This is a genomic window from Kosakonia sp. YIM B13571 (genome assembly GCF_042788095.1).
In the GTDB taxonomy this organism is placed as follows: Bacteria; Pseudomonadota; Gammaproteobacteria; order Enterobacterales; family Enterobacteriaceae; genus Kosakonia; species Kosakonia quasisacchari.
The window spans coordinates 325447-339707 of the sequence record NZ_JBHZPL010000004.1; the positions used below are offsets into that span (position 1 = coordinate 325447).

At 50.0% G+C, this 14261-nt stretch carries 14 protein-coding genes; 11 read left to right on the top strand and 3 right to left on the bottom strand.

What is annotated here, in order from left to right; translation table 11 throughout:
• Positions 1-45: 45 nt before the first annotated feature.
• Positions 46-252 carry a helix-turn-helix transcriptional regulator gene (locus tag ACFX4O_RS13030; RefSeq protein ID WP_380209471.1) on the bottom strand — a complete coding sequence of 69 codons (207 nt, stop codon included), beginning with the start codon at positions 250-252 and terminating at the stop codon, positions 46-48.
• A gap of 99 nt (positions 253-351) precedes the next feature.
• A complete protein-coding gene (locus tag ACFX4O_RS13035; protein WP_380209469.1) occupies positions 352-1203 on the bottom strand; it encodes a DUF6387 family protein in 852 nt (283 codons plus the stop codon).
• A gap of 216 nt (positions 1204-1419) precedes the next feature.
• Between ACFX4O_RS13035 and ACFX4O_RS13040 the strand changes: the two genes are divergently transcribed.
• The 5 genes from ACFX4O_RS13040 (at position 1420) to ACFX4O_RS13060 (ending at position 4853) form a co-directional block, all read left to right on the top strand.
• Entirely contained in the window at positions 1420-1587 is a 168-nt protein-coding gene (locus ACFX4O_RS13040) for a hypothetical protein (protein ID WP_180339164.1), read from the top strand.
• A 66-nt stretch (positions 1588-1653) separates the two neighbouring features.
• Positions 1654-2214: a hypothetical protein gene (locus ACFX4O_RS13045; RefSeq protein ID WP_380209467.1), complete on the top strand. Its 561-nt coding sequence runs from the start codon at positions 1654-1656 to the stop codon at positions 2212-2214.
• Positions 2215-2241: 27 nt separating this feature from the next.
• Positions 2242-3192, top strand: coding sequence for a hypothetical protein (locus ACFX4O_RS13050; RefSeq protein ID WP_380209465.1), 951 nt, complete (start codon positions 2242-2244; stop codon positions 3190-3192).
• A gap of 310 nt (positions 3193-3502) precedes the next feature.
• Positions 3503-3937: an IS200/IS605 family transposase gene (gene tnpA, locus ACFX4O_RS13055; protein ID WP_007369221.1), complete on the top strand. Its 435-nt coding sequence runs from the start codon at positions 3503-3505 to the stop codon at positions 3935-3937.
• Positions 3938-4235: 298 nt separating this feature from the next.
• Positions 4236-4853: a trimeric intracellular cation channel family protein gene (locus ACFX4O_RS13060; protein ID WP_131412436.1), complete on the top strand. Its 618-nt coding sequence runs from the start codon at positions 4236-4238 to the stop codon at positions 4851-4853.
• Here the strand turns inward: ACFX4O_RS13060 and ligB are convergent.
• On the bottom strand, positions 4847-6526 hold the full coding sequence (gene ligB / locus ACFX4O_RS13065) for an NAD-dependent DNA ligase LigB (RefSeq protein WP_380209578.1): 1680 nt from the start codon (positions 6524-6526) through the stop codon (positions 4847-4849). The two genes, ACFX4O_RS13060 and ligB, sit on opposite strands and share 7 nt — an antisense overlap.
• Before the next feature lie 257 nt (positions 6527-6783).
• Between ligB and gmk the strand changes: the two genes are divergently transcribed.
• From gmk to ACFX4O_RS13095, 6 genes are all read left to right on the top strand, one after another.
• Positions 6784-7407 (top strand): guanylate kinase, encoded by a 624-nt coding sequence (gene gmk, locus ACFX4O_RS13070; RefSeq protein WP_380209463.1) that lies wholly within the window; start codon positions 6784-6786, stop codon positions 7405-7407.
• Positions 7408-7461: 54 nt separating this feature from the next.
• Positions 7462-7737 carry a DNA-directed RNA polymerase subunit omega gene (gene rpoZ / locus ACFX4O_RS13075; RefSeq protein WP_007369481.1) on the top strand — a complete coding sequence of 92 codons (276 nt, stop codon included), beginning with the start codon at positions 7462-7464 and terminating at the stop codon, positions 7735-7737.
• Between the two features lie 18 nt (positions 7738-7755).
• The gene (gene spoT, locus ACFX4O_RS13080) at positions 7756-9873 is read left to right on the top strand and encodes a bifunctional GTP diphosphokinase/guanosine-3',5'-bis pyrophosphate 3'-pyrophosphohydrolase (protein ID WP_380209460.1); all 2118 of its coding nucleotides are present in this window, start codon (positions 7756-7758) and stop codon (positions 9871-9873) included.
• Positions 9874-9877: 4 nt separating this feature from the next.
• Positions 9878-10567: a tRNA (guanosine(18)-2'-O)-methyltransferase TrmH gene (gene trmH, locus ACFX4O_RS13085; RefSeq protein ID WP_380209458.1), complete on the top strand. Its 690-nt coding sequence runs from the start codon at positions 9878-9880 to the stop codon at positions 10565-10567.
• 3 nt (positions 10568-10570) lie between these two features.
• Entirely contained in the window at positions 10571-12652 is a 2082-nt protein-coding gene (recG, locus tag ACFX4O_RS13090; RefSeq protein WP_380209456.1) for an ATP-dependent DNA helicase RecG, read from the top strand.
• 124 nt (positions 12653-12776) lie between these two features.
• A complete protein-coding gene (locus tag ACFX4O_RS13095; protein WP_131412446.1) occupies positions 12777-14162 on the top strand; it encodes an NCS2 family protein in 1386 nt (461 codons plus the stop codon).
• Positions 14163-14261 lie beyond the last annotated feature (99 nt).

Sequence of the window (14261 nt, forward strand, 5' to 3'; positions counted from 1 at the left end):
AATCTGAGAATTAATCTTCATAAATACGAAGGCTGTAATTTTATTTCAAGCGACATGCTTTCTTGAATTTTCAATAGTTAATTGAATCCACTCTTCCACTTCACTTTCAATGAAAGCAACGGCACGAGCACCGATTTTAACGGGGGAAGGAAAACGATTTTGGTTGATGAGGTGATAGACCCAGGCTTTACCATATCCAGTGCGATGCAGAACCTCTGGTAAACGAATAAGGCGTGTAGTGTGCTGATTCATAGTCGTTTCCTTTTATGTGTTTCGATGGAAACGACTATACGAATGAATCAGCGGGAAAGAGACCGAAACCGGGAACGCCAGAGCTAATGGAGATTGGCCTTAGTCAGAATCAGAGATTCTCATCACGTCTGAAACTCTGATGTTTTTGAGATGGCTGTTTTTGTTGATGAACAGATGAAACTGTCGGATGAAAGGTATACTCGCGGCCTTCAGAGCAAAGGGTCTGTCTGTATCTCTGATTTGGTGATTAAGACGTGTTTGTTCCTCATTGTCATCGTCCGTATATAGAAGCCGGGAAAGGCGGTCTTCGGATACACGAACCTGGTGCAGGTTTGACCATACTAAGATATCAATGAGGGGTATCAGTCTGTAGTTGATGATTTTCTTAATCGTGCCATAGCCGAAGCGGATAGCGTCGTTTGTATCTGCCTCGATACCTCTGACCTTACGCCACTGAGGTAGTGCAGCCTTCAGGGATTCAGCAATTTCTTCATCTGTTCCATTAGTCAGGTCGATTTCGACCATAACGGTATCCCTGAACAGGCGAGGTAGAGCTTCTGATACAGGTCTATCGAGGAATTCACGGTTAACCGAATACTCATTGCCGCCTTCCCAAAAGAACAACGAATTTTGTAAACCTACTATGCTGAGTTGAGCCAGTCTCTCGGTTGTCGTCAAAAAGAAGTGCGGTGGCTGGTAGAGGGTGTCTTCCCTGGTCAGGTAGCCCAGATGCTGCTCTGTAATTAGGAAAGGGTTCCCACTGAAAATCCGGTTAATGTAGAGTCTGACCGCTTCTGCCTCAAACTCTTCATGGTATGGCTTGAAGAACAGCGTCCTTGCAAGCAGCTCGTGGTATAACTGTAGAAGGGTGAGATCTTCGAACTTACGATATGTGTCGATATTCAGCCATTTTTTGATCTCCTTTGTATTCTCCACAGACCAATTCTTCATCAACCTAGCCCTCTCATATTAATTAGCATTTGCTTTTTTCATTAGTAGTTATCTAAAAGTAGTAGGGAGTTTATCCTTGAAAAAGTAAAGCTTTTATATATATAAAACAAGATCACTTAAAATTATAACTTAAGATAGCTGAATATAATTTGACCAAAACGAAACAATAAAGTATAATTATAATACTATTATGTTATTTATCCACAGGAGGTTCTTATGGATATGGTAGAATTATTAAGAAGGGCGAAAGAATCAGCAAAACATCGCTCTGATGAAGAAAGGCGTCAGATTTTAATTGATGCAAAGATCCTTACCAAAGAAGGTCATTATAATTCTCGTTTCTTTACAAAAGAAACTGTTGAGAAAAGTAAAAAAAACGATTGATTATAAAGGGTTTTTATAAATCAAATGTATTCATCTAAACCAAGTATTGTATATGGCTTTCATGGAATGGATAAAACAGCGGGATTATCCATTCTTCTTCAGGATGAAGAATTCAAACATAGTAATAATTTATATGATTGGTTAGGTGGTGGTGTTTATTTTTGGGAAAATAATTATGAACGGGCAATTCAATATGCTGAAGAAGATAAAAAAAGAAAGCATTCCAAAATAAAAACACCATTTGTTCTTGGCGCAGTGCTTGAACTAGGTCGCTGCTTCGATCTTTTAGATCAAAAAAATATAGATTTCCTTAAATTTTCCTATGACGAGTTAATGATTTCTTTAAAAAAGGACAAAAAGGAAATCCCTGTTAATTCTGCATTTGGTAAAAATGACTTTGATTTTAAACGGAGAGAACTTGATTGCGCAGTAATTCGACATGCACATGAGTTGGCAAAAAAAGAAGGAAGAGTTTTTGACTCAGTAAGGGCTGCTTTCCTGGAAGGAGAGCCTCTTTATGAAGGCGCAAAGTTTCATGAAAAAAATCATATACAAATTGCTATAATTAACCCGAATTGCATAAAAGGGATTTTTATTCCAAGACAAATTTCAGTTGAAATTGCTTAGTGTAAAAACAACCATGAGCCATTACAAATGAAAGCTAAAAAAGATTATATATATCTCGATACCAATATTACAAGTGATTTTAAGCTTTTTGATAATCATCAGTGGGATTTATTTAAAAAAGTTCAAAAAAAGTATTATATACCATTTTCTCATGCGCATCTTTTTGATTTGAGTAATAGCCCTAAAAAATATTTGAGCGAAGACTTACATCTCATTGAGCGTATATCTGATGGCTATTTTTTGAATGGTCTCGATATAAACGGGAAATTTTCAATTGTTAAATTGGAACAAAATATCGAAAAGTTCTTTGAAAAAGTTATAGAAACACATAAAAAAGAAGGAGAAACAGAAAAGCAAAACAGAAAATACTATGTTCCAGATTATGACAGGCATAAAGTAGAATTATCAAAAATGCATAAAAAATCCTTTCTTACTGACATGATTATAAAGAACAATGGTATTTTGGATGATAATCTTCCAAATATAATAATGTCATATTTAATAGAGAACCTTGAATCACCCAGCGCTTATAAAAGTTTCAGAAAGCAAGTCCAAGACGCTATTGCTCACTCCAAAAAATACAACACATATAAAAACTTACCAAAACAATATACGGGTTTTTTAGAGATTTTTTCTGGTTCACTGACCGATGATGAGTGCTTCACAAAATTAACAGAGTATATGAGATGGGCTGGAAGAATAAATGGTGATGGCTTTGATGTACTTTCAGCGCCTCAACAAATAGTTAATATTTATTCTATTTTAGACTTAGTTAAGGGCTTCAGCGAGGATTTCTCCAGCACTAACAAATGGTCAAACATGTATTATGATGGTCAGCACTGTGCGAATGCGAGTCAGTCAAAATTTTTCATATCCAAAGAAAAAAACAATAAAAGCAAATATGACATTATTAAACGAGAATTCAAATTAAAATATCAGGAAATAACCCTCGATTCACTTTTGTTTAGATTTTTATAAACATTTGGTTGATAGAGTTGAAGATACCGTGATGGGGGGGGGTAATGTGGGGAGTATTTTATTACTAAACACATAAATCATAATCACCCAATTGTTTTTATTGAATAATTTATAATAATCAATATTCAGATTCAGAATATTGAGTAATCTTTCGGCCGCAGGTTGAAAAGGCCCAACTGGGCCTTTTTATTGTCACCCTTAAACCACCTCCTGGGGAGGTGGTGATTGATCCTGTAAGGCTATAGCCTGAAGAATGCCCATGCCGGAATATCTCTGCTTACTCACCACAAGTAAAAGGAGACAAACCGACATGGGGCTTTACCGGAGTTCATCACATGTATATTGGCGTTGTAAATACCACATAGTCTGGACGCCTAAGTACCGTTTCAGGATCCTGAAAGATAAGTTGGGCAAGGAACTTTACAGGACAATCTACATTCTCTGCGGAATAAAGGATTGTGAGGTTCTGGAGCTAAATGTTCAGCCAGATCATGTACATCTAGTCGTAATAGTCCCGCCGAAAATCTCGATATCAACTCTAATGGGGCATCTGAAAGGTCGCAGCGCAATCAGACTCTACAATCGTTTCCCACACATAAGAAAGAAGCTATGGGGCAACCACTTTTGGTCACGTGGCTACTTTGTAGATACTGTCGGTGTGAACGAGGAAATTATCAGACGATATGTGAGGCATCAGGAGAAAACGGAACAAATACATGAACAGCAAATGGAATTGCTAGAGTAGTAAGCGGAAAGTGACAATAGCCCCCCTTACAGGGGGCATTCTCAAAAGCCACCTTCTAAGAAGGTGGTCTTTTACTTATCACGCTGCCCGTGATTTACTTATGCTTAAATCTATTAACCCCTACCATTCACCAGCCGTTTCAACTTGATTTTAAATTTAAAAATCAAATAGATAAATTAATCAAACTTTCACACCCTGCATTAGCTAAACTTATCCAAAACCATGTTCCTTAGAAAATCTAAATCGCATACCTGAGTGTAAATCGCTACCCTGCCGCTTCTGATTTACGGGGGCGGGCATGCTGTTACATATTCTCTATCTTATTGGTATCACGGCCGAGGCCATGACTGGCGCACTGGCGGCGGGTCGTCGCAGAATGGATACCTTTGGCGTAATTATTATCGCCACAGCAACGGCGCTGGGCGGCGGATCGGTACGCGATATCCTGCTCGGCCACTACCCGCTCGGCTGGGTAAAGCACCCGGAATATGTCGTCATTGTTGCCATCGCGGCAGTGTTAACGACTATCTTCGCGCCGGTGATGCCGCATCTGCGCCGTCTGTTTCTGGTGCTTGATGCCCTGGGACTGGTGGTTTTTTCCATTATCGGTGCGCAGATCGCCCTCGATATGGGTGAAGGCCCGGTTATCGCCGTGATTGCCGCTGTTGTAACCGGGGTGTTCGGCGGCGTGTTGCGGGATATGTTTTGTAAGCGTATCCCGCTGGTGTTTCAGAAAGAGCTGTACGCCGGAATCGCCTTCGCCTCTGCCGTGATCTATATCGTTCTTGGTCATCTTGTTTCCAGCCACGATATGGTGGTGATTGCAACCTTGCTGTTTGGCTTTATTACGCGGTTACTGGCTATCCGCTGGAAGCTCGGCTTGCCCGTGTTCCACTACAAGCACAGCACTCACTGAAACGCTTTTACTCCTTGAGCTCCCAACCAAACCGAAAGTTTTTCAATTTCGGAAGCATGCACAAAGGCAACGATCTGCCGGGCTTTTTCAGCACCAATCGCCGGGAAACGCTGCCACTCCTTTTCGTTACGCGTGCGCAGTTGCTGCCATGTCGTGTCGCCAGTGACTTTCAGAGCAGGCTGCGGCAGCGGCGCTCCCAGTGCAATTAGCCAGCGAATAAACGGCCTTTCTCGCACCAGCGAAAAGCGATGCCAGAGCTGTAAACCGCGTTCCGGTGAAATACCGGGCGTCGATTGTAATTGCTCTTTTGTCAGCGCCAGCCAGGAAAAAAGATGCTCGAAGTGATGCGCCTGATTCAGCCCCCGCCAGCCACTTTCGCCAAGCCCCTCAATCCCCAGCGCTTTTGCCGAGCTGAGCCACACCAGACGGGCAATAAATTGCTCCTGACATTCCGCAGAGGCATAAAAACAGGTCAATGGGGTAAAACGAGGCGCAGGCGGAATAGGTTTATCGCGAACAAGTGCACGCCACACCACACTGTCGATGCGCGGGATCCCTTGACCGGCAAGGCTGATAGCGATTTGATCGCCAGGCGCAACATCCAACTCTTGCCAACGCCTGACAGAGCCTAAATTGACCCGCTGGACGCGTTTGTCATCGAGTTGTACCGGTTCCAACTGAGCAACCACGGAAATTTTACCGGTACGCCCAATGGCAAACTGAATATCTTTTACCGTTGCAACTTCCTCGGGTGGTTCATATTTCCAGGCTGCCACCCAACTACCCTGTCCTGGCAGCCACGTATTTCCCGCCGGCTCGGTTCCCGAACGCACCACCACGCCATCGGTGACGAAAGGCAATTCAGAAGTAAACCAACGGCTGCGGAGCTTCTCCACGTCTTCTACCGTGTTCACTGGCACGCTATATTGCTCTTCGTCACTAAACCCTGCGTTGCTGAGTTCCGCCAACTTTTGTGCCAGCGTTGCCGGGCCGTCTGGCCAGGCCCAGACGAAAAAAGCCAGATCATTGAGAATGGCGTGCTCGTTACGGCGCATCATCGCACCGGCAACTTTTGCGCGGGCGTTAAGCCCACCGGCCTGTTTCTGAATATGGTTTTCCGTGCGTAAAAACAGTTCACCCTGTAATACGCTATTCGCCAGCGCACCACTCACCGTTTTAGGAATCGATGGGATAGCGCGTATTTTTGCCGTCCAGTCCTCACCAGCCAGCCCATCGCCGCGACTGATTGCCTGTGTCAGTTCACCATTGCGATAAATTAACGTCACCGCGACGCCATCCACTTTAGGCTGCGCCCAGAGATCGGTTTTTCCTGCCATCCAGCGCTGTAGCGCTTGCTTACCCGCCAGTTTTTGTACCCCAGTGTGCGCGACAGGATGTTTCACACTGCCGCCGGGTAAGACAGGTGTTGAATTTGCGGGTTCAAGTGCAAAACAGCGTTGCCACGCCGCCAGCCGCGCGCTTAGCTGGTCGTAAACAGTGTCGCTTACCTCACTTGCCCCCTGCTTCCAGTAGTGTTCATTCCACTGGCGAAGCTGTTGCTGAAGGCGATTAACCTCATCTTGCGCTCTCGATGGCGACCAGACAGGGCACACCGCCTGGCTGGATAGGCTCCATAGCAACAGACACACTGCGAATCCGGTTCTTTTCCACATCATCCCTTCTCCTTGTGATAGCGACACTGTTATAGCGAGGCCAACACAGTGATGGCGACATAGAAAAAGAGAGTTTGCGAGGAGGGTTCCGGCAATTCACTGCCGCTGTGGAAATTTGCAAACAAAACAGGAAAGCAGGCCGCAAAATGTCAAACTCAGCGGGAAAAAGTGTGACAAAGGCTACGTCACATAGCGCCGATGTGTATAATAGGCACGTATGTAAGTTTCCTTTCGCAATTCACATACAAAAGACTCTCATGGCTCAAGGCACGCTCTATATTGTTTCCGCCCCCAGCGGCGCGGGTAAATCAAGCCTCATCCAGGCTTTGTTAAAAACCCAACCGTTATACGATACGCAGGTTTCTGTTTCGCACACCACGCGCGCTCCGCGTCCGGGTGAAGTGCACGGTGAACACTATTTCTTTGTTAATCATGACGAGTTTAAATCCATGATTGGCGATGACGCGTTTCTTGAGCATGCCGAAGTCTTTGGTAATTATTACGGCACCTCGCGCGCAGCCATTGAGCAAGTGTTGGCAACCGGCGTAGATGTGTTTCTTGATATCGACTGGCAGGGCGCGCAACAAATTCGCGCCCGTATGCCGCAGGCGCGTAGCATCTTTATTCTGCCGCCGTCGAAGCTGGAGCTCGATCGCCGCTTACGCGGGCGCGGTCAGGATAGTGAAGAAGTCATTGCGAAACGTATGGCGCAGGCGGTTGCGGAAATGAGCCATTACGCGGAATATGATTACCTGATTGTGAATGACGATTTCGATACCGCTTTGGGCGATTTGAAAACCATTATTCGCGCCGAACGTCTGCGCATGAGCCGCCAAAAGCAGCGACATGACGCTTTAATCAGCAAACTATTGGCAGACTGAGCCTGGTTTCAGTATCATGCCCAGTCATTTCTTCACCTGTGGAGCATTTTAAGTATGGCACGCGTAACTGTTCAGGACGCTGTAGAGAAAGTTGGTAACCGTTTTGACCTGGTGCTGGTCGCCGCGCGTCGCGCTCGTCAGATGCAGGTTGGCGGTAAAGATCCGTTAGTCCCGGAAGAAAACGATAAAACCACCGTTATCGCGCTGCGCGAAATCGAAGAAGGTCTGATCAACAACCAGATCCTCGACGTCCGTGAGCGCCAGGAACAGCAAGAGCAGGAAGCCGCAGAATTGCAGGCCGTTACCGCCATTGCTGAAGGTCGTCGTTAATTAACCTGCAGGTCACCCTTGTATCTGTTTGAAAGCCTGAATCAGCTGATTCAACACTATCTGCCTGAAGAGCAAATAAAACGTCTCAGGCAGGCGTATCTCGTTGCACGTGATGCTCACGAGGGACAGACACGTTCAAGCGGTGAACCTTATATCACGCACCCGGTAGCGGTAGCCTGCATTCTGGCCGAGATGAAACTCGACCACGAAACGCTAATGGCTGCCCTATTGCATGACGTGATTGAAGATACTCCCGCCACCTACCAGGATATGGAACAGTTGTTTGGCAAAAGCGTTGCCGAGCTGGTGGAAGGGGTGTCCAAGCTTGATAAGCTTAAGTTTCAGGATAAGAAAGAAGCGCAGGCCGAAAACTTTCGCAAGATGATTATGGCGATGGTGCAAGACATCCGCGTCATTCTTATCAAGCTCGCCGACCGCACCCACAATATGCGTACGCTGGGTTCTCTTCGCCCGGACAAACGTCGCCGTATCGCCCGTGAAACCCTCGAAATCTATAGCCCGCTGGCACACCGTTTAGGTATTCACCACATCAAAACCGAGCTCGAAGAGCTGGGCTTTGAAGCGCTGTACCCAAACCGCTATCGCGTGATCAAAGAAGTGGTCAAAGCCGCACGCGGCAACCGCAAAGAGATGATTCAAAAAATCCTCTCGGAAATCGAAGGGCGTTTACAGGAAGCGGGCATTCCCTGCCGTGTCAGCGGTCGCGAAAAGCACCTTTACTCTATCTACTGCAAAATGGTGCTGAAAGAGCAGCGTTTCCACTCGATTATGGATATCTACGCCTTTCGCGTGATTGTTCACGATCTGGATACCTGTTATCGCGTTCTGGGCCAGATGCACAGCTTGTACAAGCCACGGCCTGGTCGCGTGAAAGACTATATCGCCATTCCCAAAGCGAACGGCTATCAATCCCTGCACACTTCAATGATTGGCCCGCATGGCGTGCCGGTTGAGGTGCAAATCCGTACCGAAGATATGGATCAGATGGCAGAGATGGGGGTTGCCGCGCACTGGGCGTATAAAGAGCATGGCGAAAGCAGTACCACCGCGCAAATCCGCGCCCAGCGCTGGATGCAAAGCCTGCTGGAGCTGCAACAGAGCGCCGGTAGCTCGTTTGAATTTATCGAGAGCGTTAAATCTGATCTCTTCCCCGATGAGATTTATGTTTTCACTCCGGAAGGCCGCATTGTCGAGCTGCCCGCTGGTGCAACGCCGGTGGATTTCGCCTATGCGGTACACACGGATATCGGCCATGCCTGCGTTGGCGCGCGCGTTGATCGTCAGCCGTATCCGCTGTCGCAGTCGCTTTCCAGCGGCCAGACGGTAGAAATTATCACCGCACCAGGCGCACGCCCGAATGCCGCATGGCTGAACTTTGTCGTCAGCTCGAAAGCACGCGCAAAAATCCGCCAGATGCTGAAAAACCTCAAGCGTGACGACTCGGTGAGCCTTGGCCGCCGTCTGTTGAACCACGCGCTGGGCGGAAGCCGCAAACTGGCCGAAATTCCGCAGGACCATGTGCAGCGCGAGCTGGATCGCATGAAGCTCGCTTCGCTCGACGATCTGCTGGCAGAAATCGGCCTCGGCAACGCCATGAGCGTTGTGGTAGCGAAAAACCTGCAACAAGGGGAAGCCGCGCAGGGTACGCAAGCACCAACGGGCGCAAATGGCGGTCATCTGCCGATTAAAGGCGCAGATGGCGTACTGATCACCTTTGCCAAATGCTGTCGCCCCATTCCTGGCGACCCGATTGTCGCGCACGTCAGCCCAGGAAAAGGGTTGGTTATCCACCATGAGTCCTGCCGTAACATTCGTGGCTACCAGAAAGAGCCAGAGAAGTTCATGGCTGTCGAGTGGGATAAAGAGACCGCGCAGGAATTTATCACCGAGATCAAGGTGGATATGTTTAACCATCAGGGCGCACTGGCGAACCTGACGGCAGCGATTAACACGGCCTCTTCGAACATTCAGAGCCTGAATACCGAAGAGAAAGATGGCCGCGTCTATAGCGCGTTCATCCGTCTGACGGCGCGCGATCGCGTCCATCTGGCGAATATCATGCGCAAAATCCGCGTGATGCCGGATGTGATTAAAGTCACCCGCAACCGAAACTAACTTTATGAATTCTCAGCGTTATGCGCGTATCCGCGAGATGCTCGCCAGGCGTCAACCGGACCTGACGGTCTGCATGGAGCAGGTTCACAAACCTCATAACGTCTCCGCCATTATCCGTACTGCGGACGCCGTCGGCGTGCATGAAGTTCACGCCGTCTGGCCAGGCAAACGCATGCGCACCATGGCCTCATCCGCAGCAGGCAGTAACAGCTGGGTGGAAGTGAAAACCCACCATACTATTGGCGATGCTGTTGGCGTGCTGAAAACGCGCGGCATGCAAATCCTCGCGACCCATCTGTCCGACAAAGCCGTTGATTTTCGGGAAATAGATTATACCCGCCCGACCTGTATTCTGATGGGCCAGGAGAAAACGGGGATCACTCAGGAAGCGCTGGATCTGGCGGATCGGGACATCATTATCCCCATGATTGGCATGGTGCAGTCGCTGAATGTTTCCGTGGCTTCAGCCTTAATCCTTTACGAAGCGCAGCGCCAGCGGCAAAACGCCGGTATGTATCAGCGTGAAAACAGCACGTTGCCGGATGAAGTTCAGCAACGCCTGCTGTTTGAGGGCGGCTATCCGGTGCTGGCGAGAGTCGCGAAACGCAAAGGTCTGCCTTACCCTCACGTTAATACGGAAGGTCAAATCGAAGCCGACCCAACGTGGTGGGCAACTATGCAGGCGGCGGGATAACCGATGAAAGGTAAGCTGCTTGATGCGGTGCCCTTAAATTCGCTGACCGGTGTCGGCGCGGCGCAGAGCAGCAAGCTAGCGAAAATCGGCCTGCATACCGTTCAGGATCTCCTGCTTCACCTCCCGCTTCGCTACGAAGATCGCACCCAACTTTACCCGATTGCCGACCTGCTGCCGGGCGTTTACGCCACGGTGGAAGGCGAAGTGTTGAACTGCAATATCACGTTTGGCGGCCGCCGAATGATGACCTGCCAGATTAGCGACGGTTCCGGCATTCTCACCCTGCGCTTTTTCAACTTCAACGCGGCAATGAAAAACAGCCTTGCCACTGGTCGCCGAGTGCTGGCCTACGGGGAAGCAAAACGCGGGAAGTACGGCGCGGAGATGATCCATCCGGAATACCGCGTGCAGGGCGATCTCAGCACCCCGGAATTGCAGGAAACTCTGACGCCGATTTACCCGACCACTGAAGGTATTAAGCAGGCGACACTGCGCAAACTCACCGACCAGGCGCTGGAGCTGCTGGCAACCTGCGCCATCAGCGAACTGCTGCCGCCGGAGTTGGCACAAGGCATGATGAGCTTGCCGGAGGCGTTGCATACGCTGCATCGCCCGCCACCGTCACTGCAATTAAGCGATCTGGAAAGTGGGCAGCACCCGGCGCAGCGCCGTTTGATCCTTGAGGAATTACTGGCGCACAACCTCAGTATGCTGGCGTTGCGCGCCGGGGCGCAGCGTTATCATGCGCAACCACTCAGCGCCAAAGATGAACTGAAAAACCGTCTGCTGGCTTCATTGCCGTTTAAACCAACCGGCGCACAAACGCGCGTGGTCGCGGAGATCGAGCGTGATATGGCGCTGGATATGCCGATGATGCGCCTGGTGCAGGGCGATGTGGGCTCCGGTAAAACGCTGGTTGCCGCACTGGCGGCGCTGCAGGCGGTTGCCAATGGCAAACAAGTGGCGATGATGGCACCTACCGAGCTGCTGGCAGAGCAACACGCCAACAATTTCCGCAACTGGTTTACGCCACTTGGTGTGGAAGTGGGCTGGCTGGCGGGCAAGCAAAAAGGCAAAGCACGCCAGGCACAGCAAGAGGCAATTGCTAGCGGTCAGGTACAAATGGTGGTTGGCACCCATGCGATTTTCCAGGAACAGGTGCAGTTTAACGGCCTTGCGCTGGTGATTATCGACGAACAGCACCGCTTTGGTGTTCACCAGCGCCTGGCACTGTGGGAAAAAGGCCAGCAGCAGGGTTTTCACCCGCACCAGTTGATCATGACTGCAACACCAATTCCGCGCACGCTGGCGATGACCGCCTACGCGGATCTTGATACCTCGGTGATCGACGAGCTACCGCCAGGGCGCACACCGGTCACCACTGTTGCCATCCCGGATACACGCCGCAGCGAGATTATCGACCGCGTGCGCAGCGCCTGTACCGGCGAAGGCCGCCAGGCATACTGGGTTTGTACATTGATTGAAGAGTCCGACCTGCTGGAAGCACAAGCGGCGGAAGCGACCTGGGAAGAGTTGAAACTGGCGCTACCGGAACTGAATGTCGGCCTGGTTCATGGTCGCATGAAGCCGGCGGAAAAACAGGCGGTAATGCAGTCGTTCAAACAGGGTGAGTTACATCTGCTGGTCGCGACCACGGTGATTGAAGTGGGCGTGGATGTACCGAATTCCAGCCTGATGATTATCGAAAACCCGGAACGGCTCGGCCTTGCGCAACTCCACCAGTTGCGTGGCCGTGTTGGGCGCGGTGCGGTAGCTTCTCACTGCGTTCTGCTCTACAAATCCCCGCTCTCCAAAACGGCGCAAAAACGTCTGCAAGTGCTGCGCGACAGTAACGATGGCTTTGTGATTGCGCAAAAAGATCTGGAAATTCGCGGTCCCGGCGAACTGCTTGGTACTCGCCAGACCGGCAACGCGGAATTCAAAGTCGCCGACCTGCTGCGCGATCAGGCGATGATCCCGGAAGTACAACGCGTTGCCCGCCATATTCATGAGCGTTATCCGCAGCTCGCCGAAGCGCTGATCGACCGCTGGATGCCAGAAACAGAACGCTATTCCAACGCCTGAGTTTTAGAACCTTATACCGTAAAATGAACACCCCTTAGAAAAGTATGTTTTTAGCATAGCAACCGTTTGCTTTTACCAAACAGTCCGATAAAATCAGCGCTTTTCCATCAGGGGATTGCTTGAGATGTCCGTAAACACCATCGAGTCAGAAAGTGCGCAACCGGTTGCGCAGACTCAACCCAGCGAACTGATCTACCGACTTGAAGATCGCCCGCCGCTGCCGCAAACCCTGTTTGCCGCGCTCCAGCACCTGCTCGCAATGTTTGTTGGCGTTATCACGCCCGCGCTGCTTATCTGCCAGGCGCTGGGTTTACCGGCTCAGGACACTCAGCACATTATCAGCATGTCGCTGTTCGCCTCAGGCGTAGCCTCTATTATCCAGATCAAAGCCTGGGGCCCGGTTGGCTCCGGGTTGCTCTCGATTCAGGGCACCAGCTTTAACTTTGTGGCGCCACTGATTATGGGCGGTACCGCGCTGAAAACCGGCGGTGCGGACGTGCCCACGATGATGGCTGCACTGTTCGGTACCCTGATGCTGGCCAGTTGCACCGAAATGGTTATATCCCGCATTCTGCCGTTCGCGCGCCGCATTATTACCCCGCTGGTTTCCGGCGTGGTAGTGATGATTATCGGCCTGTCGCTGATTCAGGTGGGGCTGACATCCGTTGGCGGCGGTTTTGCCGCGATGGGCAACCACACCTTCGGCGCCCCGAAAAACCTGCTGCTGGCAGGCGTGGTGCTGGGGCTGATTATTCTGCTTAACCGCCAGCGTAACCCCTATTTACGTATCGCTTCGCTGGTGATCGCCATGGCCGTAGGTTACGTGTTGGCAATGTTTATGGGCATGCTGCCGGCATATAGCGCACCAGCAACCTCCTTTATGGTGCCGACGCCGCTTTACTACGGGCTGAGCATTGACTGGACCCTGCTGTTACCGCTGATGCTGGTATTTATGATCACCTCGCTGGAAACCATCGGTGACATTACCGCAACTTCTGATGTTTCCGAGCAGCCCGTCGCCGGCCCGCTGTATATGAAACGCCTGAAAGGCGGCGTGCTGGCAAACGGCCTCAACTCATTTGTTTCCGCTGTTTTCAATACTTTCCCGAACTCCTGCTTCGGCCAGAACAATGGCGTTATTCAACTGACCGGCGTTGCCAGCCGTTATATTGGCTTCTTCATTGCGGTGATGCTGATGGTGCTTGGCCTGTTCCCGGCAGTCAGCGCTTTTGTACAGCAACTGCCTGAGCCTGTGCTCGGCGGTGCAACGCTGGTGATGTTCGGTACGATCGCCGCATCCGGCGTGCGCATTGTTTCCCGCGAACCGCTGAACCGCCGTGCGATCCTGATTATCGCACTGTCGCTGGCCGTTGGCCTGGGCGTTTCCCAGCAGCCGCAAATCCTGCAATTCGCCCCGGACTGGCTGAAAAACCTGCTCTCTTCCGGCATCGCCGCAGGCGGGATCACCGCGATTGTACTGAATCTGATTTTTCCACCAGAGAAAAACTGATAAACCCCGCGGCAACGGGATAAAAACCGTTGCCGCCGTAACGCCCTTTCATCATTCCGCCCTTGAGCATTGCGCATAAATCGTGCATAACTGCCAGAC

Bases quoted from the DNA above. Each gene is read 5' to 3' on its own strand.
- ACFX4O_RS13040 (WP_180339164.1), top strand. From the start codon at position 1,420: ATGGATATGGTAGAATTATTAAGAAGGGCGAAAGAATCAGCAAAACAT.
- recG (WP_380209456.1), top strand. From the start codon at position 10,571: ATGAAAGGTAAGCTGCTTGATGCGGTGCCCTTAAATTCGCTGACCGGT.
- ACFX4O_RS13095 (WP_131412446.1), top strand. From the start codon at position 12,777: ATGTCCGTAAACACCATCGAGTCAGAAAGTGCGCAACCGGTTGCGCAG.
- ACFX4O_RS13035 (WP_380209469.1), bottom strand. From the start codon at position 1,203: ATGAAGAATTGGTCTGTGGAGAATACAAAGGAGATCAAAAAATGGCTG.
- tnpA (WP_007369221.1), top strand. From the start codon at position 3,503: ATGGGGCTTTACCGGAGTTCATCACATGTATATTGGCGTTGTAAATAC.
- ligB (WP_380209578.1), bottom strand. From the start codon at position 6,526: ATGTGGAAAAGAACCGGATTCGCAGTGTGTCTGTTGCTATGGAGCCTA.
- ACFX4O_RS13045 (WP_380209467.1), top strand. From the start codon at position 1,654: ATGGATAAAACAGCGGGATTATCCATTCTTCTTCAGGATGAAGAATTC.
- rpoZ (WP_007369481.1), top strand. From the start codon at position 7,462: ATGGCACGCGTAACTGTTCAGGACGCTGTAGAGAAAGTTGGTAACCGT.
- gmk (WP_380209463.1), top strand. From the start codon at position 6,784: ATGGCTCAAGGCACGCTCTATATTGTTTCCGCCCCCAGCGGCGCGGGT.
- ACFX4O_RS13060 (WP_131412436.1), top strand. From the start codon at position 4,236: ATGCTGTTACATATTCTCTATCTTATTGGTATCACGGCCGAGGCCATG.
- ACFX4O_RS13030 (WP_380209471.1), bottom strand. From the start codon at position 252: ATGAATCAGCACACTACACGCCTTATTCGTTTACCAGAGGTTCTGCAT.
- trmH (WP_380209458.1), top strand. From the start codon at position 9,878: ATGAATTCTCAGCGTTATGCGCGTATCCGCGAGATGCTCGCCAGGCGT.
- ACFX4O_RS13050 (WP_380209465.1), top strand. From the start codon at position 2,242: ATGAAAGCTAAAAAAGATTATATATATCTCGATACCAATATTACAAGT.